14 protein-coding genes and 1 pseudogene are annotated in these 18,371 nt (G+C 60.9%); 6 read left to right on the top strand and 9 right to left on the bottom strand.

Features of this window, described 5'->3' with window-relative positions; translation table 11 throughout:
- The coding region (locus GQ57_RS42540) for an integrase core domain-containing protein (protein ID WP_152603396.1) at window positions 1–113 on the top strand (113 nt) is incomplete at its 5' end.
- Window positions 114–152: 39 nt separating this feature from the next.
- Window positions 153–293, top strand: a pseudogene (locus tag GQ57_RS44490) (integrase domain-containing protein); the annotation flags it as partial.
- Window positions 294–348: 55 nt separating this feature from the next.
- Here the strand turns inward: GQ57_RS44490 and GQ57_RS34560 are convergent.
- The 9 genes from GQ57_RS34560 to ychF form a co-directional block, all read right to left on the bottom strand.
- Entirely contained in the window at window positions 349–1,413 is a 1,065-nt protein-coding gene (locus tag GQ57_RS34560; RefSeq protein WP_034200215.1) for an HNH endonuclease, read from the bottom strand.
- Window positions 1,413–3,281, bottom strand: a complete 1,869-nt coding sequence (locus tag GQ57_RS34555; RefSeq protein WP_034200214.1) for a restriction system-associated AAA family ATPase — start codon at window positions 3,279–3,281, stop codon at window positions 1,413–1,415. The genes GQ57_RS34560 and GQ57_RS34555 overlap by 1 nt, the downstream gene beginning before the upstream one ends.
- A complete protein-coding gene (locus GQ57_RS40790; protein WP_081896837.1) occupies window positions 3,278–4,882 on the bottom strand; it encodes a restriction endonuclease subunit S in 1,605 nt (534 codons plus the stop codon). Before GQ57_RS40790 ends, GQ57_RS34555 begins: the two co-directional genes overlap by 4 nt.
- Complete coding sequence (locus GQ57_RS34545; protein ID WP_034200213.1) at window positions 4,879–6,543, bottom strand: type I restriction-modification system subunit M; 1,665 nt, start codon at window positions 6,541–6,543, stop codon at window positions 4,879–4,881. The genes GQ57_RS40790 and GQ57_RS34545 overlap by 4 nt, the downstream gene beginning before the upstream one ends.
- A 15-nt stretch (window positions 6,544–6,558) precedes the next feature.
- The gene (locus tag GQ57_RS34540; RefSeq protein ID WP_034200212.1) at window positions 6,559–9,357 is read right to left on the bottom strand and encodes a type I restriction endonuclease subunit R; all 2,799 of its coding nucleotides are present in this window, start codon (window positions 9,355–9,357) and stop codon (window positions 6,559–6,561) included.
- A gap of 126 nt (window positions 9,358–9,483) precedes the next feature.
- The gene (locus GQ57_RS34535; protein WP_034200211.1) at window positions 9,484–10,545 is read right to left on the bottom strand and encodes a Fic family protein; all 1,062 of its coding nucleotides are present in this window, start codon (window positions 10,543–10,545) and stop codon (window positions 9,484–9,486) included.
- A 349-nt stretch (window positions 10,546–10,894) separates the two neighbouring features.
- Window positions 10,895–11,746 (bottom strand): tyrosine-type recombinase/integrase, encoded by an 852-nt coding sequence (locus tag GQ57_RS34530; protein ID WP_437341009.1) that lies wholly within the window; start codon window positions 11,744–11,746, stop codon window positions 10,895–10,897.
- A 20-nt stretch (window positions 11,747–11,766) separates the two neighbouring features.
- The gene (locus tag GQ57_RS43990; RefSeq protein WP_235215176.1) at window positions 11,767–12,105 is read right to left on the bottom strand and encodes an Arm DNA-binding domain-containing protein; all 339 of its coding nucleotides are present in this window, start codon (window positions 12,103–12,105) and stop codon (window positions 11,767–11,769) included.
- A 196-nt stretch (window positions 12,106–12,301) separates the two neighbouring features.
- Window positions 12,302–13,396 (bottom strand): redox-regulated ATPase YchF, encoded by a 1,095-nt coding sequence (gene ychF / locus GQ57_RS34525; RefSeq protein WP_031400926.1) that lies wholly within the window; start codon window positions 13,394–13,396, stop codon window positions 12,302–12,304.
- Window positions 13,397–13,642: 246 nt separating this feature from the next.
- Here ychF and GQ57_RS34520 point away from each other — a divergent pair, with 246 nt between their 5' ends.
- From GQ57_RS34520 to GQ57_RS34505, 4 genes are all read left to right on the top strand, one after another.
- Complete coding sequence (locus GQ57_RS34520; RefSeq protein ID WP_031400925.1) at window positions 13,643–14,821, top strand: UbiH/UbiF family hydroxylase; 1,179 nt, start codon at window positions 13,643–13,645, stop codon at window positions 14,819–14,821.
- 90 nt (window positions 14,822–14,911) lie between these two features.
- Window positions 14,912–15,640, top strand: coding sequence for a DsbC family protein (locus GQ57_RS34515; protein ID WP_031400924.1), 729 nt, complete (start codon window positions 14,912–14,914; stop codon window positions 15,638–15,640).
- 103 nt (window positions 15,641–15,743) lie between these two features.
- Window positions 15,744–17,543: a M61 family metallopeptidase gene (locus tag GQ57_RS34510; protein ID WP_034200210.1), complete on the top strand. Its 1,800-nt coding sequence runs from the start codon at window positions 15,744–15,746 to the stop codon at window positions 17,541–17,543.
- Window positions 17,544–17,690: 147 nt separating this feature from the next.
- Entirely contained in the window at window positions 17,691–18,287 is a 597-nt protein-coding gene (locus GQ57_RS34505; protein ID WP_031400922.1) for an FMN-dependent NADH-azoreductase, read from the top strand.
- The last annotated feature ends 84 nt before the right edge of the window (window positions 18,288–18,371 follow it).

Below are 18,371 nucleotides of genomic sequence, written 5' to 3'. Positions count from 1 at the left end.
TTGAGCACATCCAGCAGTTCGCCACGGAATGGATGTGGCAATACAATCATGAGCGCCCCAACATGGGCCTTGGTGGCGTAACGCCAAAACAGCGGCTGGCCATGGCCGCTTAGCCTCTACTTCTGACTCGCGTTAAAAGCGGGGGTATTACCAAGTCACCGGCAGCAGGTGGGCCCAGCACGGCTCAACTCGACCTATCACAGCGCCTGGCCGACCGACACGCCCGGCAGCAGATCAGTCATGAACTTGGGCATGAGAGGATGAAAGTGACAGCAATCTATCTGGGAAACTGATTCAAGCCCAAGCCTCCAAAGATCCGCAGCCGACTTGTAGGCTGCCTAAGCTCCATCAAAGAACACCAACCTGCTGGCAAGCATCAAGAAAAGGCTTTCTAAGGAAATTGCAGTCGGCGTATGGCTGACTTTGAGCCTGCTGGGCACGCATAGCCAGGATATCGGCGGGTTTCTTGTCATACGCCTGGCATTCATCAAGCACCTGCGTCAGCCAGTATTTGCCGTCGTTCTCCGCGCAGAACTTGGCTTTATAGCGTTCTTCAATCCCGTATGCGTCCTTCCATGTGTCGAGTTCTTCAGCCAATGCCTCAGGACCGAGTTGAATTGTGACGTCGGCGGGCCCCAATTTATCGAGGTCTGCATGCAGCAAAGCAACCTGCAATTCAACGGTGTGGCTGACAGCGGCATACGGATAGAAGGCCTTGCGCCGTCCAACTGCATTGTATGCGGGGTCTTTGCTCAGCTTGTAGGTGCTATTGCACTCGTGGCAGGCGGGTGCGAGATTGCGAAAGTTGATGGAATTGAATGGATATAGCGCTTTCGGCAGATAGTGGTCGTAGGCTTCGCGTTTACTGTGATTCTCACCCTTGATATCGCCTATGCCGCAGAACGGACACTTCCCTGTTTTGTTGGTGGACACGAAGGCTTGATAGTGATCGTCGATATCACCGATCTTGGCGCGCAGTGCAGCGAGACCCAGAAGCGATTGCGAATACAGTCCCTTGAAGAAGATACCGAGTTGATCTGCAAGGCCTTTGTGATTGACGGCGATGTCGGCGTAACGGGCGAGGTGCGTTGCAGGATCATTGGCACAGACTTTTTCCAGATCGTTATTGCCCTGATACCACAGCTTGAACTGGTCAATCTCTCTCGGTGAGAGTGATGCGAAGATATCGTAGATTGCCTTCACATCTTTGTAAAACGCCTTTCCTCGCTCTGCCGCTTGCGCGGAAAAGCCGAACTCGCCCATGACCTCCTTGAGTTCCGGGCTGCCGTCAAAAAGGTCCGGATGGAAGACCAAGCCAACCGGTGCTTTGCACCAGACCTCATGAAAAATGAAGTCAATGAACACCTGCATCTTCTCCATCTGATGCGGAACATAGGTATACGAGAACAACATCAGCCCTGCTCCTCCCCATTGTCTGACTGAGCGCTGTCAAGAATGGCCTTGATCAACAGCACTTTCTCCACCGAGTCACCGAGCTGCTGGTGAATCTCCGTGATCAGGGCCTCCTTGTCTTCGGTGCCCTGTTCAAAGCGGGCCCGCAAGGCGTCCAGCAAGGCCTTCGCATGGCCGCCGACGGTTTCGCGCTTGCCGAAGGTGTTCATGGTGATCTTGTTAATCGAAGCGCCCAGCGTGTTGTACCGCGGGTGGCTGATGCTGACCTTGCCGCCGGCTTTGTCCTTGGCAAACACCAGCACCTTGTCCGGCTTGCTGTCGGAGATCAGAAATGGTGTGTGGGTGGTGATCAGCATTTCCTGCGCGAATTCACCCTGGCCCGTCAGGCACTGGCGCAAGCGGCTGATGAAGTTGGCGCGCCAGTCGGGGTTAAAGTGCGTTTCGGGTTCGTCGAGAAGGAACAGGCTGTTGGTCTCCCGAAACAGCAGGCACAGGCCGAGGCTGTGCAGCAACTGGTGCTCGCCGTCCGACAATTCCTTGAGCATCATCGGCTCGGCCACACCCTGCTTGGTGAAGCGCATGAACTTGAAGCGCATGATGCGCTGGTCGGATGCCAGGGTTGGCACCGTCTCGCTGACGTAGTGGCTGGCCGAGGTATAGAGATCGGTCTTCAGAACATCGCTGACGGCATACAGGTTGAGCGTCAACAGCACCTGAAACGCCTGGAACAGCACCAGCGCCGAACCATCGAAGTTCTCGCGGAATGCCTGCCGGGTCGCCTCATTGACCCAGTAGTCGAGCACCAGCGTATCGGTGGCGTCGTCGACGTAATTGAGCGTGGCACAACGCTTGAGGGCGCTCACCACCAGCGAGGACTTCTCGTCACCCTCCAGCAACTGCAGCAAGTTCAGGCGATAGCGCGTACTTCCTAGCTCATCAGTTTCCGAGAGCGCGGGATTGCCCTTGATGATCTCGCGGCGAACCCAATCATCAACTGATTGGCCAATCTCAGACTCTGAGAGTCCGCGTGTTCGAGCTTCCGCCTGTATTCGATTTCGTCGCTCGCGCTTCTGATCTTCATCAGCGGGATCGAAGGCTTCCAGTTGCACTGCGTCGATGGGAATTCGGCGGCGCAGGATGATGCGGAATTCCCGTAATGCGTCGATACCCACATCCTCGCGGAAGGGCTGCAGTGTGGCCTCGTCCTGAAACAGCAGGTTGCACAGCAGGATGGCTTGACTGAATCCGCTGTCCAGATAGGCCAGCCGTGTCTCCGGATGGCCGGGGTAGCTCAGTTGGCGGGTCAGTGCATTCCAGTACTCGTCGAACTGCACGAAACGCATCTTGAAGAAGGGCAGACTGAGGATCTCGTTCTCGCCCGAGGAATAACCCAGCACGTACTGCGGCAGCAGGATATCGGCGTGTCCGCCCTTGAACGCCTCGTACACATCGGTGCTGAAGTCGCCCTGGTTGTCCCAAAGAAATCGCACCGATTCACCGGCCTTCTTCCACACACCCACTTTCGCCCACGGCGGGCTATCGGGGCTGCGGTACTCAGCGGGCATGCGGATCAGGTAATCCAGCTCAAAGGCGACGGGCGAAACATCCGGCACCTCGTCCTGCAAGGCCTCCGGCAGAAAGCTGCGGCGTACGCGCAGCACTTCCAGCTGGAAAAAGATCGCCGCCAGCGCTTCGAGCAGGTTGGATTTGCCGCTGCCATTGGGCCCAGCGCAAACGAAGGGCGCAAAGTCGTTCGCTTGCGCCAGCTCGTCCTGCACGCTCCACTCGGTGCGGAAGTGGTGCTCAAACCCGCAGGGCAGGCTGCGAAAACCTTTGGGGTCGGTAATCTTGAGACGCAGCAGCTTCATGCCAGGCCTTGCTCGGCGACGGCTTTGAGCTCGATGCGGTTGTCGTCGTCGTCAAACCCCTGCGTCAGGGCACCAGCGGCCAAGGCCTCGAACACCCAGGCCTTGATGGACTCGTAGTCGCTGGCAGCCCATTCGAAATCGTTGTCCGGGTGCAGTTCGCCCAGCCGGGTTTGCGCGGCGGCGATGAAGTGTTCGAGGGAGAAAGCCGCACCGCCCAACTGCGTGCGATAGGCCTCCAACCAGAAACGCAGCAGCGGTGCAAGCTGCGTGCGGTCTCGGAGTGCGGGCAGCAGTAAATCGGTTTCGGGCAGCTCGATCACCGGCGTGGTGATGGGCGCAGGCACGGCAGCGTCCACGGGGCTGTCTCCTTCGATGGGTACGGCAGGCAGGGCGACCCGCGACAAATCCAACTCGCCCTTGAAGGCCTGCTGACTTAGGGCACCGTAGAGGGCTTCGAGGTCGGTGAGGTTTTGTTGGTAGCAGGACTTAATGGCTTCGACCTTTTCGACGACAGCGGCGAATTGGTCCTGAAGTTCGATGGATGGATACGGAAACTCCAGTGAATCGAGAACTCCGGTGTTCATGTGGGTAAAAGCGCCATCTGCTCCTGTCTTCAAGCGCCCTACTCGTCCCTTGCAGTACAGCATCAATGAAACGAAGTGCAGGGGTCGCAACTCATCGCCTAATCGAACACGAATCAAATTAGTGCTGATGATCGCAGGCTGTTCATTCATGCGAGCGACACACATCTTTCCAACAGTGCCGGCCCGCGAAACGATGATGTCTCCATCCTTCACCGAGTACGCCGCCAGCTCGCCGTATTTGTCAGCGGTGATCCACATGCGAAACGGAAGCGCCATTCGTCCATCTGAGGCGATGTTGTCCATGTTCCAGACTGGCACGCCCGCATCGACCAACTCATCCTTCTTCAATGCACTCCCGAATGGGCCACACTTTGTGCCCTCTTTCGGATTGACATAGAACTCCGAAAGCTTTCTTACAGGGAAACCATGAGGATTCAGAATCGGGTCGCCAAACATCTCCAGAAACACGCTCTTGAGCAGGTCGTCGAGTTGTTGCAGGTGTTGTTTGCGTTGGGCGATCAACCCTTCCACTCTATCGAGCAGATGAGCAATGCGGATTTGGTCGTTGAGGGGCCAGTCCGGAATCTCGAAGTTCTCTAGAAATTCAGCCGGCACGCGCTTGTGGCCAGCTGCTCCCTTCATCGACTTCTGACCAAGAGACAACAGCCGCTTGCTACGCACAAAGTGATATAGAAATCGAGGGTCAACCTTCGCTGGAATAGCTCGGAGCACGTGAAACTCCGTTGACCCAAATCCGATTGGGTGCTCTAAATTGTCGGCAAGTGCCGATTTCCCGTTTTCAAAGCACGGTGTTATCTTTGCCAGTAAGACATCGCCCCGCTGGAAATAAGTAAAGCCCTTTCTAACTTCACCAAAGCTGCGAGTCTCCTGGAGAGTTATTCCTCCGTCTTCAGAGACTGCGGCCATTGGTACAAACGAAATTTCTCTTGAATCTTCTAGTCCCTTTGGCAGCCGAGGATTTATTTGAGCAACCTGCGATAGCGGAACGACCTTCATCCCACCATCCCCTTCAGTTCCAGCAACTGGCGAACAATCCCGCCTTGCACCTTGGTCAGTTCCGCCTCGTCTACATCGCCCACCTCGGCCTGAATCAATCGATCCAGAATTACGCCCGGCGCGTCATAGTGCACTTCTTCGAACACGTCTTGCTTGTAGCGCGAAAGCGAAAGGTCGAAGTTGTTTTTCTCGTCCGCAATCTCGGTGCGCGACACCATGAAGCACTTTGAGGTGCGGTTGGTGTCACTGGACGCGTTGCGAGCGTGGTATCGGGCGATGATGTCTTGCAGGTCACCAAAGCCTTCCTGCTTGCTGCGCTTGTCGTCCAGCGAGTAACCATCGGCGGCCATTTCGTAGAACCAGACGTCTTCGGTGGCGGGTTTCGCCACCTTGTCTTTCGGCCCCCAGACCTTGGTGAACAGCAGGATGGCGGTGCTGACCCCGGCGTAGGGTCTGAACACGCCACTGGGCAAGGTGATGACGGCCTTGAGTTCGCAACGCTCCACCAGCATCTGGCGCAGCGCCTTGAACGCGCCGCCGGAGCCGAACAGCACGCCCTGCGGCACGATCACGCAAGCGGTGCCGCCCTTCTTGAGCAAGCGGTAAATGTTCTCGACAAACAGCAGCTCGGTCTTGGTGGTGGCCAGTTGCAGGTGCTCGTTGATGTCGCCCTTGTCGATGCTCCCGGTGAAAGGCGGGTTGGCCATCACGATGTCGTATTCGGCCTCCTCGGTGTAGCTCTTGCTGAGGGTGTCTTTGTAGTCGATGTGCGGCTCGTCGATGCCGTGCATCATCAGATTCATCAGCCCCAGCCGCACCATGGTGGCGTCGATGTCATAGCCGCACAGTGAGCTGGCCAGAATGGCCTGCGCCTTCTCTGTGAGCGCTGCCGCGACCGATGTGCGGATAAAGCCGTCTTCATCGAGCTTGAGGTCTTGGGCGCCCGCTTTTTTTGCCAGTTCGGTGACGATGTACTGATACGCGCCGAGCAGAAAGCCGCCTGAACCGCAGGCCGGGTCGGCAATCCTGTGGCCCAGTTGCGGCTGCACCAGATCGGCCATCAGCTTGATGATGTGGCGCGGGGTGCGGAACTGGCCGTTCTTGCCGGCGGTGGCGATCTCGGACAGCAGGATCTCGTAGACATCGCCCTGGATGTCCTGGAAGGCCTGGCCTTTCTCCTTCGAGTCCTTCTCCATCACCTCGAAGATGTCGTCGATGGTTTTCACCGCTTCCACCAGCAGGGCGGGCTTGGGGATTATGAAGACGGCGTTCTTCATGTGGTGGGTGAAGTTGGATTCGGCGCCGTTCAGATCTTTGAGGAAAGGGAACACCTTGCCCTGCACGTGCTGCAGCATCTCTTCGGCCTGCATGCGTTTGAATTCGCTCCAGCGTAGGCTGCGCTTTTCGATGGGGCGCTGTTCCGCGGCTGGCCAGTTGCGTTCCTCGGGCGGAATCCACGTGCCCGTGAATTTGGAGATGTAGTTCTCGCCGGTCCATTCGGCATCGGCCTGGCGCTTCTTGTCCAGCTCATCCAGCCGCTTCATGAACAGCAGGTAGGTGATCTGCTCGATGGCGGTGAGCGGGTTGCTGATGCCGCCGCTCCAGAATTTGTTCCAGAGCTGGTCGATCTTGCTTTTGAGTTCGGGGTTGTTTTGCAGCATGGTGTGCCCGTTTATTTAGGCGGCCAACCGTTCGGTCAGCTGCAGGATCTCGTTGATTTCAAGTGGGCTGAACACGCCACGGATGCCTTGCGGATGGATGACCGTGAAGGGGGCGTTGATCAGGTCTTTCTTCTCCACCTTTTCGCGCTCGATGATAAAGCCCTTCAGCAGATTGAGGAATTCCATCTGCCGGCTGCTGAGCGTGGTGTGGGCGCGAATGAATTGGTCAAAGGCGGCGCTGACCTCGTCCGGGAAGCTCTTGAGCACTTCAATACCCAGAATGTGGCGGATGAACTGGATGAAGCGCGCCTTGCGATTCTTGTAAACCTGATGCAGCAGGTCTTCGGTGATGTGAGGGTGTTCTTCGTGCAGCAGTTCGGCTAGTTCTTTGGCCTCTTCGCTGCTCACTGTCTCGCCGTTCTTGATCTTTTGCAGCACCGGGTTGTGCGCAGTGAGTTCGGCGATCAGATTTTCCACCATTTCGCGGTAGCGGGTGATGCTGACCGCCTCGTGCTGTGGGCCGAACTCCACCCATTCCTTCTTGTGCAGCTCATCGGCCAGATCGAGGTGGGTTTGCTCCTGGCCGCTGGATTGCTCGCGGAATTTCATCAGCGGGCCGAGCTTGGCGACCAGTTCGTCGAAGGCGTCTTCATCCGCCTTGGCCCAGTAGTGGCTGGTTTGCGCGGCGCGGATCAGCGCCTCTTCCTGCTTGACGAAGCCGACCGAGAGTGGCAGTTCGCCGATCTGCTCGACGATGCCTTCCTTGAGGGTGTCGGCTTGTTCCTTCTCCTCGCTCAAAACGGCCAGTGAATATTCCAGCAGATCGCGCTCGAAGCGCATGGCCTTGAAATCGGCCTCGGACACGGTGCGGAACAGCGGCTTGATTTCTCCGCGCAGGAACTCAAGGCGCTCGTGGCTGAGGCTGGTCCAGAAGTTGTCATCGTCCAGCCGCGCCAGCGCGGCGGCGGCTTCCTTGATCACCACCGACTCTTTGGGTAACGCGGCAATCTGCAGGCGGAGCTTGGCGACTTCCCGCGCAGCGATGTCGGCATGGCCGCTGTCCCTGGCCTTCTCGATCTTGTCGAGGCGCAGGCCCACCAGCCGCACCGGGAGCGGCAACTGCGGCTTAAGCTCGTTGCCCTTGGGGTTGAGCTTGAAGTATTCGAAGTTGTCCCAGCAGTCGAGGATCAGAAACACATCCTTTTCAAGGCACCAGGGCTTGGGCTTGCTGGTTTCCAGCAGGCGTGTGCCACGCCCGACCATCTGCCAGAACTTGGTGTACGAGTAGACCGGCTTGGCGAACACGAGGTTGACGATTTCGCGCACATCGATGCCGGTATCGAGCATGTCCACGCTGATGGCGATGCGAGGCATGTCGTTGTTGGTGAATTGATCGAGCAGCCCACCTTTGCCGTAGACGCGCGGGTCATCCGACACCAGCACCTTTGCAAGCTCACCGTGGTACTGCGGGTAGAGCTTGTCGAAGATTTCCTCCATGCGCCGGGCATGGGCCTTGGTGGCGCAAAAGAAGATGGTCTTGCCTGGCAGCACGCCGTTGGCGTCCTTGATGGCCTCCTCCATGAATTCGCGGACGATCAGGGTGTTGGTGCCCTTGTTGATCACCTGCTTTTCAAGCTGAGTGCCCTCGAAGTTGATGTCTTCAACTTCCTTGCCCTGGAGGATCAGCTTCTTCTGGTCTTCCAGCGAAATGGTGCGCTTGCTGATGCCCTCCATCTGGAACTTGGTCTGAATCTTCATGACCTGGAAGTTGCAAAGGTAGGGCGGCACGTTGTTCACGGCTTCTTCATAGGTGTAGGCAAACGTGGGAATGCCATCTTCGCAATGAAAAAGCTGGAAGGTGTTGTGGTCGATGATGTCGGTCGGCGTGGCCGTGAGGCCCAGCGTGATGGTCTTGAAGTAGTCCAGCACTTCGCCAAAGGTGTTGTAGATGGAGCGATGGCTTTCATCGACGACGATGAAATCGAAGAAGTGCGGCGACAGGTGCTGTGCCTCGTCCCGGATAATGTTGAGCATCGTCGGGTAGGTGGCAACATACACACGACGATCCGTCGCGATCAGCTTTTCACCCACATTGGGCCAGCGCGGCTCGTTGGGCATGTGCTCCTTGAAGGCGGCCAGTGCCTGTTCACGCAACGCTATACGGTCCACGAGGAACAGCACTTTTTCTGCATGACCAGCCCGCATCAAGGCATCGACCATGGCGATGCAGGTGCGGGTCTTGCCGGTGCCGGTGGCCATCACCAGCAGGAAATCGCGCTTCTTCTGTTCGATGCCTTCGAGCACCGAGCGTATCGCGCGAATCTGGTAATCACGTCCGGCAATCGAAGTGTTGATGAATTCCTGCGTCAGCGGCTTGCGATTGCGACGGATGTAGGCGAAGCGTTCGAGATCGTCGCGGGTGGGAAAGCCAACCACCTTGCGCGGCGGCGCGTTCTCCAGATCCCAGAAATAGAGCTCGTGGCCGTTGGTGTAGAAGCAGAATGGCAGCTCACCACCAAGCTGGTTCTGAATGTTGTAGCAGTATTGCTTGGCCTGCTCGCGGCCAATGGCGGCATCGCGGCTGGTCTTCTTGGCCTCGATCACTGCCAGGGGTTTGCGGTCTTTGCCGAGCAGGACGTAGTCGCTGAACTGGTGGCCCTCGTAGGGCGTGCGCGGCTCGGCCACGCCCACTGGCAAGGCGGTGAGGATGTCGAATTCCTCGACAACCCGGGTGGGGTCTTTGACGTTCCAGCCTGATAACGCGAGTTGCTGGTCAATCAAGTCAGCTCGTGTCTGTGCCTCGGATTTAGACATGCCTAGCCTCCCTGGCGATGCGGAAGCGTTGGCTACCTGCGGCCATTTCCTCGGTCTGGAACGTGGGCACGTTGCCGCAAGTGTGATCGTCGCGGATGTCGAGGCTGAAAATACTTTTTCTAGTCTTCATTTCTCACCGCCTTGATTGATGCGAAGCCACTTTGCTCCACGCCCCTTGCCAGTCGATTCGATCAACCCCTCTGATTTCATCGCCCGCAGCACTAGTCGAACCATGTCCCGGCTCACGCCCGGGCAAGCTTCTTCGATTTCGGAAATCGAAAACGGCAGAGTGCGCCCCAGGACTTCCGCACGCACTCGATCGCCTTTACTTCCACGGCCACGCTCGATGGTGCCGACACGCTCCTCGAACTCACGGTAGGCCCGCAGCAAGGCACCCCAGAAGTAGTCGAGCCAGGGCTTAACGTCGTGCTGCCCCTGGTGCCATCCCTGCGAGCTGGCTTCCAGCGTCTCGTAATAGCCTTCCTTGGTGTCCTCGAAGATGCGTTCCAAGCTGATGTAGCGGCCCACGGCATAGTCGAAGTGATAGAGCAACAGCAAGGTCAGCAAGCGGGACATGCGGCCGTTGCCGTCGGGAAACGGGTGGATGCACAGGAAGTCGAGCATCGCCAGCGGTGCCAACACCAGAGGGTCAGCCAGATGCTGGTCCAGTGCGGTGGCGTAGCGCCCGGCCAGATCAGCCATGGCCATCGGCGTGCGATGCGCAGCCACCGGCTGGAAGCGCAGGCGCGAAGTGCCGTCTGGGTGACGCTCGATGATGTCGTTGTTCGTAGCTTTCCAGCGCCCGCCCGCCTGCGGCATGTAGCGGTACAGCAGGGTGTGCAGTTGAAGCACCACGCCCTCGCTGAAGGGCATGTGCGCGGCCGATTCGTGGATCAGCGCCAGGGCGTCACGGTAGCCGGCGATCTCCTGTTCAGAGCGGCTCTTTGGCGTTGCGTTGCGGATGACCAGGGACTTCAACCGCGAGGGTGCGACGACAACGCCTTCCAGCCGGTTGGACGATTCGGTGGACTCCACCACCGCGATCTGGCATAGCCCTTTGAGGGCTTCGGGCGACTGCGCGGCGTAGAGCTGCTGCTTGCCCTGATACTCGCCCAGTGTGCGCAACGTGGCGGCCTGGGTACCATCAAAGCGAAGCGCGGCGAGGTACTCGGGTGTAAGCGAGTGCATGGAAATGTAAACCCAGGCTATCTAAATAGGGTAATCATAGCCGTTAAATGGGGTATTGTCTCGAAAAATGCCTCATTACCTGTGTTTGACTACCCCATTTCCTGAACGTTGGACCGGTCGCGAGGGGCTGGCATGGCTGCCCGAGGATGAAATGGGCGATATGAATCCAAAAAATAGGGCAATTAATGAACAATTGCCCCATTTATTTCATTGCTTACCCCATTGCCTGCGCCCAGCCTTCGGCAAAGAGAAATGGCAAGGGAACGGCACTCAAGGGACAACGGCCCTATCCAGAAAAGGAAAAGGCCACTCCTGTCCATTCGTTCTGCAACACCTGGCCAACTCTTCCCTATGCCGCGCAACTGTCTTCCGCAGCACTCAGATAGTCCGCCCAGTCCTGCAACAGCGTCCTTCTCTGATCCAGCAGCAACGCCTTGTTGTACGTCGCCCGCACCTTGTTGCTTTCCACGTGGGCAAGCTGCCGTTCAATTGCATCAGGCCGGTACCCGTTCTCATTGGCCCAAGTCGAAAAGGTCGTCCGCCAGCAATGCGGCGTCGTGCCCCGGCCCAGGTTCATGTCGCGCATCGCGTAGGTCAGCCGGTTGGGCGTAGTGAAGCCCTTGCCACTACGGTGTGGGAACAGATAGCGGCCACCGCCCGTGATGCACTGCAAATCCGTCAGCACTGCTACGGCCTGCGTGGACAACGGGCTGACATGGTCACGCCGCGCTTTCATCTTCGCCGCAGGCCGACGCCACAGAGCATCCTCAAAGTCGAACTCGTCCCACTCGGCATCCGCCGCTTCCCCTGGACGGCAAGCCGTCAGAGCAATCAACCGCAGACACAAAGAGGTTTCCGGATAGCCCCGGTAGCCGCGTAACTCCTGATAGAACTTCTGGATTTGCTCTCGCGTCATCGCCGCCTTGCTCTCGCTGAACGGCACGCGTAGCAGCCCGCGCAGGCTGGGAATTGGATTTGCCTCGACCAGACCCCGCACCACCGCGAATTCGAAGATGGCTGAAAGATCGCCTTTGACATGGATGGCCGCCCACGCGCCGTGGGCCTTGCACTCCTCCAGCAGCGGGCGGATTTGCTTCACGCCTATGTCGCTCATCGGCATCCCGTCGAACGTCGGCGACAGGTACTTCCTGATACGGGACTCTTTGGTGCGGTAGGAACTGAGCGTAAAAACAGGCTTGATCTCGGCCAGGTACGCCTGCGCTACCTTGGCGAACGAGCTTTCCGAGCGCGCTTGCGTTCCTTCAGTGCTTCCAGGTTGCGCTGCTTGACCTGCTGCCGCTCATGAGCAGGATGGATGCCTTGCTTGACCAAAGCGCGCGCTTTCTCTCGAACAGCGCGCGCCTCCGCAAGACTTACTTGAGGAAAGCCGCCGATGGCAAAGAGGTTCTCCTTGCCTTGCAGGCGGTACTTCCACCGCCAGAGCTTGCCGCCGGTGTGCTTGACCAGCAGGAACAAACCCCCGCCGTCTGAAAGTTTCCAATCTCGATCAGTCGGTTTGGCCGACCTGACCTTGGGGTCGGTGAGTAGATTCTCGGGCATCGTTGGACTCCACTGCGGGGAGATGTACCCCCACGGTTGAACACGAGTACCCCCAACGCTACCCTCGAATTTTTCAGATCTCGATGAACAATAGGAACGCTCAGTAGACCGTATTGTTTACGCAACCCATTGATTTCAAATGGACCAACTCGTCCACCAAGCGCTACTGAGCGCCACCGAGATCCAGCAAGAATCGTCAGACGTTGAACAGGAAGTTCATCACGTCGCCGTCATGCACGACATATTCCTTGCCTTCCGCGCGCATCTTGCCGGCTTCCTTCGCACCTTGCTCGCCCTTGTACGTGACGTAGTCGTCGAACGCGATCGTCTGCGCGCGGATGAAGCCGCGCTCGAAGTCGGTGTGGATCACGCCGGCCGCTTGCGGTGCCGTGTCGCCGATATGGATCGTCCACGCGCGCACTTCCTTCACGCCCGCGGTGAAATAGGTTTGCAGGCCGAGCAGCTTGAAGCCCGCGCGGATCACGCGGTCGAGGCCCGGCTCCGCCATGCCCATGTCGGCGAGGAACGCTTCCTTGTCGGCATCGTCGAGATCGGCGATTTCCGCCTCGATCGCCGCGCACACGGCGACCACCGGCGCGTTCTCGCTTTCCGCGTACTTGCGGACCGCGTCGAGGTGCGGGTTGTTCTCGAAACCGTCGTCCTTCACGTTGGCCACGTACATGGCCGGCTTCGCGGTGATCAGGCAGAACGGCTTGAGCAGCGCCTCTTCGTCGTCCGACAGCGCGAGGCCGCGCACGGCCTTGCCCTGGTCGAGCTGCGCGCGCACCTTGTCGAGCACCGCGACGAGCTTCGCCGCTTCCTTGTCGTTGCCCGACTTCGCAGCCTTCGAATAGCGCGTGAGCGCCTTCTCGACGGTGCCGAGGTCGGCGAGCGCGAGTTCGGTGTTGATCACTTCGATGTCGTCGATCGGGCTGACCTTGCCGGCGACGTGAATGACGTTCTCGTCCTCGAAGCAGCGCACGACGTGCGTGATCGCATCGGTTTCGCGGATGTTCGCGAGGAACTGGTTGCCGAGGCCTTCACCCTTGCTCGCGCCCGCGACGAGGCCCGCGATGTCGACGAATTCGACGACGGCCGGCACGACGCGCTCCGGCTTGACGATCTCGGAGAGCGCCTTCAGGCGCGTATCGGGCACTTCGACGATGCCGACGTTCGGCTCGATCGTGCAGAACGGGTAGTTCTCGGCGGCGATGCCGGCCTTGGTCAGCGCATTGAACAGGGTGGACTTGCCGACGTTGGGCAAGCCGACGATGCCGCATTTGAGACTCATGGAATCCTTCGGACGGGTAAGGCGGCGCGGCCGGACAGGGCACGGCGGCGCGGGAAAAAAGGGCGGCCGGCGCGTGGAGCGCGGCGGGCCGACGGTCAAAGACGCTATTGTACCGTGCCGACGCCCCGGATTCCGGGCTGGCGCCGAACGGCCGATGCGGCGGGCCGTCGCGCCGCGCCGGCCGGATGCGAATCTGCTGATTTCCCGCAAAGTCCGGCCGCGTAAGGGTTTGGCCCCGCGGCTATAATGCCCGCCATGACTGCCCACCACACCTTCGACGTCGCCGTGGTCGGCGGCGGGCTCGTCGGCAAGACCGCCGCGCTCGCGCTGACCCAGTCCGGCTACAAGACAGCCTTGCTCGCCCAGCCGGCCACGCCGCGCCCCGCGGATCTCGCGTTCGATACGCGCGTCTACGCGCTGTCCTCCAGCTCGCAGGCGTTGCTCGAACGGCTGCGGGTCTGGCAGGCGCTCGACCACGGCCGGCTCGCGCCGGTCTACGACATGCGCGTGTACGGCGATGCGCACGCCGAACTGCATTTCTCCGCCTACCAGGCTTCGGTGCCGCAACTTGCGTGGATCGTCGAATCGTCGCTGGTCGAGGCGTCGCTCGACATTGCGCTGCGGTTCCAGCCGAACCTCACGTGGTTCGATGCGCGTGCGCAGGGTTTCGACGTGCGCGACGATGCGGCCGTGCTGACGCTGTCGTCCGGGCAGGTGCTCGAGGCCGACCTCGTCGTCGGTGCCGACGGCGCGCATTCGTGGGTGCGTTCCCAAATCGGGGCCAGGGTCGAACGGCGCGATTACCGGCAGACGGGCGTCGTCGCGAACTTCAAGGCCTCGCTGCCGCACCGCGAGACGGCCTGGCAGTGGTTCCACGAAGGCGAGATCGTCGCGCTGCTGCCGCTGCCGGACGGCCACGTGTCGCTCGTCTGGTCCGCGCACACCGCGCATGCGGATGAATTGCTCGCACTCGATCCGGCGCAGCTCGCGGCCGAGGTCGAGCGCGTATCGCATGGCCAGGTCGGCTCGCTCGAATGCGTGACGCCGGCCGCCGGCTTCCCGCTGGCGCTGCAGACGGTCGACAAGCTGATCGCGCCGCGCGTTGCGCTCGTCGGCGACGCCGCGCACCTGATCCACCCGCTCGCGGGGCAGGGGATGAACCTCGGGTTGCGCGACGTCGCGGCGCTCGCCGACGCGATCGCGGGCAAGGAGAGCTTCCGCAACCTCGGCGATACGGTGCTGCTGCGCCGCTACGAGCGTTCGCGCCGCGAGGACATCCGCGCGCTGATGGTCGCGACCGACGGGCTGCAGCGGCTGTTCGCGGTGCCGGGCCCGCTTGCGAAGGCAGTGCGCAATGCGGGCATGGCGTTCGTCGGCGCGCAGCCGCTCGTGAAGCGCTGGCTCGTGTCGGCCGCGCTCGGCTGATCGAACCTTCGGCGGCTTCACCGGTCGGACACGGTTCCGTTACGGCGTACACTGTGCCGTGCACACCGATTGAGCTGAAGGAAGATTTCGATGAAAAAAACGATCCGCATCGCGTCGCTGGCGCTGGCCGTCACGATGGCGACGCTCGGCTGTACCGCGCAGGCAGACCAGACCACCGACAAGCTGAAAGCCACGCTCCAGGCCCGTCTCGGCAATGACGCGCCGATCAAGAGCGTGTCGAAATCGCCGGTCGCGGGCCTTTACGAGGTGAACCTCGGCACGCAGATCATCTATAGCGACGCAGCGGGCGACTACGTGCTGCTCGGCGATCTCGTCGAAACCAAGACGCACAAGAACCTGACCGACGCGCGCCTGTCCGAAATCAACAAGATCGACTTCGCGAGCCTGCCGTTCGCGAATGCGATCAAGGTCGTGAAGGGCAACGGGGCCCGCAAGATCGCGGTGTTCTCCGATCCGAACTGCCCGTACTGCAAGCGGCTCGAGACGACGCTGCAGTCGGTCGACAACGTGACCGTCTACACGTTCCTGTACCCGGTGCTGTCGCCGGATTCGACCGCGAAGTCGAAGGCGATCTGGTGCGCGACCGACCGCGCGAAGACGTGGCAGAGCTGGATGCTCGACCACCGCGCACCGTCCGGCGCGGGCTCGTGCGATACCACCGCGCTCGACAAGAACCTCGCGCTCGGCCGCGGGATGAACGTCACGGGCACGCCGACGATCTTCCTGCCGGACGGCCGCCGCCTGCCGGGCGCCGTGTCGGCGGACCAGCTCAACCAGGCGCTCGCCTCGAGCAAGTAACCGACCGATCCGCCGGGCCGCACGGCCCGGCCAGCGAGGGGCGCCCGCACGATCTGCCGGCGCCTCTCTTCGTTTCCGCCGCCGTATTCGACCGATTGCCACGATGACCCAGCCGATCCGCTATTCGATTGTCCCGAAAGATCTTGCCGCCCACCTGTTCGAAGTGTCGGTGACGGTTGCCGATCCCGATCCCGAAGGCCAGCGCTTTTCGCTGCCGGCATGGATCCCGGGCAGCTACCTCGTACGCGAGTTCGCGCGCAACATCGTGACGCTCGGCGCATACAACGACGCGGGCCGCAAGGTGCGGATCGCGAAGACCGACAAGCACACGTGGCAGGCCGCGCCCGTGAACGGCGCGCTGACGCTGCGCTACGACGTCTACGCGTGGGATCTGTCGGTGCGTTCCGCCTATCTCGACGAATCGGGCGGTTTCTTCAACGCGACGGCCGTGTTCCTGAGCGTCGCCGGCCGCGAGGATGCGCCGTGCGAGGTCGATATCGCCAAACCGGCCGGCGCGGCGTTCCGCGCGTGGCGCGTCGCCACCGCGCTGCCCGAGGCGCGCGGCACGAAGCGCTACGGGTTCGGCGCGTATCGCGCGTCGAACTACGACGAGCTGTCCGACCATCCGGTGACGATCGGCGAATTCGCGCTCGCGACGTTCGACGCGCATGGCGTGCCGCACGACATCGTGATCGCGGGACGCGTGACGCAGCTCGACATGGAGCGCCTGCGCACCGACCTGAAGCGCGTGTGCGAAGCGCAGATCGCGCTGTTCGAGCCGAAATCGAAGCAGGCGCCGATGGACCGCTACGTGTTCATGACGCTTGCGGTGAGCGACGGCTACGGCGGCCTCGAGCATCGCGCGTCGACCGCGCTGATCTGCAATCGTACCGACCTGCCGGCGAAGGGGCGGCCCGAGACGACGGAAGGCTATCGCACCTATCTCGGCCTCTGCAGCCACGAGTACTTCCATACGTGGAACGTGAAGCGCATCAAGCCGGCGGCCTTCGTGCCGTACGACCTGTCGCGCGAGAACTATACGTCGCTGCTGTGGCTGTTCGAAGGTTTCACGTCGTATTACGACGACCTGATGCTGGTGCGCAGCGGGCTGATGTCGCAGGACGAATATTTCGCGGCGCTCGGCCGCACGATCGGCGGCGTCCTGCGCGGCACGGGCCGGCTCAGGCAAAGCGTCGCGGAAAGCTCGTTCGACGCGTGGATCAAGTACTACCGCCAGGACGAGAACGCAACCAACGCGATCGTCAGCTACTACACGAAGGGTTCGCTCGTCGCGCTCGCGTTCGATCTCGCGATCCGCGCGCAGACGCGCAACCGGAAGTCGCTCGACGACGTGATGCGCCTGCTGTGGCAACGCTACGGTCGCGACTTCTACCTCGGCAAGCAGGCGGGCGTCGAGGAAAACGAAGTCGAGGCGCTGATCGAGGAGGCGACCGGCGTCGCGCTCGGCCGCCTGTTCGCCGATGCCGTGCACGGCACGCGCGACCTGCCGCTCGGCGACCTGCTCGCACCGTTCGGCGTGACGCTCACGCCCGAAGTCGCGAACGGCGCGGCGGCGAAACCGACGATCGGCGCGCGCCTGCGCGGCGGCGCGGACTGCACGTTCGCGGCCGTCTACGAAGGCGGTGCCGCGCATCGCGCGGGGCTGTCGGCCGGCGACACGCTGATCGCGGTCGACGGGCTGCGCGTCACGGGCACCAACCTCGATGCGCTGCTCGCGCGCTACCGGCCGGGCGACAAGGTCGAGGTTCACGCGTTCCGCCGCGACGAGTTGCGCACCGCAAAACTGAAGCTCGACGGCCCCGAGGTCGCGCGCTACCGGCTGACGGCGGCCGCGAAGCCGGCTGCGGTATCCAATGCACGGGAAGCCTGGCTGAAGGGGTGAACGCAGGCTGGCGGGTATCGGGGCGCGATTGGGGATCGTTCTGCTGTTGCAACAATCCGTCGCCCTGAGCCCGCTTTTTCGTGCCGATGCGGCCACGCACAATGGCGTCACTCGCGCTACCGAAGCGCAACCCTACTGGAGCCTGACATGACGACCATTCTGCAAATCAATTCCGCGGCACGTTCGCAAGGTGCGCAATCCACGCTGCTGTCCAACGAACTGACGGCAAAGCTGCAACAATCGAACCCCGGCGCGAAGGTCGTGGTTCGCGACCTGCTGGCCGATGCACTGCCGCACCTCGACGAATCGGTGCTCGGCGCGTTCTTCACGCCGGCCGACAAGCGCACCGCCGAGCAGAATGCCATCGTCGCGAAGAGCGACGCACTGATCGCCGAACTGCAAGCCGCCGACATCGTCGTGATCGGCGCACCGATGTACAACTTCGGCATCTCGTCGCAACTGAAGACGTACTTCGACTGGATCGCCCGTGCAGGCGTCACGTTCCGCTATACCGAAAACGGCCCTGAAGGCCTGATCAAGGGCAAGAAGGTTCACGTGGTGACGGCCCGTGGCGGCAAGTACCTGGGTACGCCGAACGACAGCCAGACGCCGTACCTGCGCTCGTTCCTCGGTTTCATCGGCTTGACCGATGTGAACTTCATCCACGCCGAAGGCCTGAACCTCGGGCCGGATGCACAGAGCGCCGCGCTCGCCAGCGCACGCGAAGCGATCGCTGCAGCGTAAGGTCGATGCGGGTGCGCCGCACCCGCGGCATCGTCCGGTAAAAAAACGCCGCGTCCCGAAAGGGGCGCGGCGTTTTTGCATGCC

The sequence above is a fragment of the Burkholderia sp. MSh2 genome (assembly GCF_000731655.1).
GTDB classification, from domain to species: Bacteria; Pseudomonadota; Gammaproteobacteria; order Burkholderiales; family Burkholderiaceae; genus Burkholderia; species Burkholderia paludis.
Note: the sequence above shows the minus strand (reverse complement) of the source record. Positions and strands in the feature narration are given on the sequence as shown.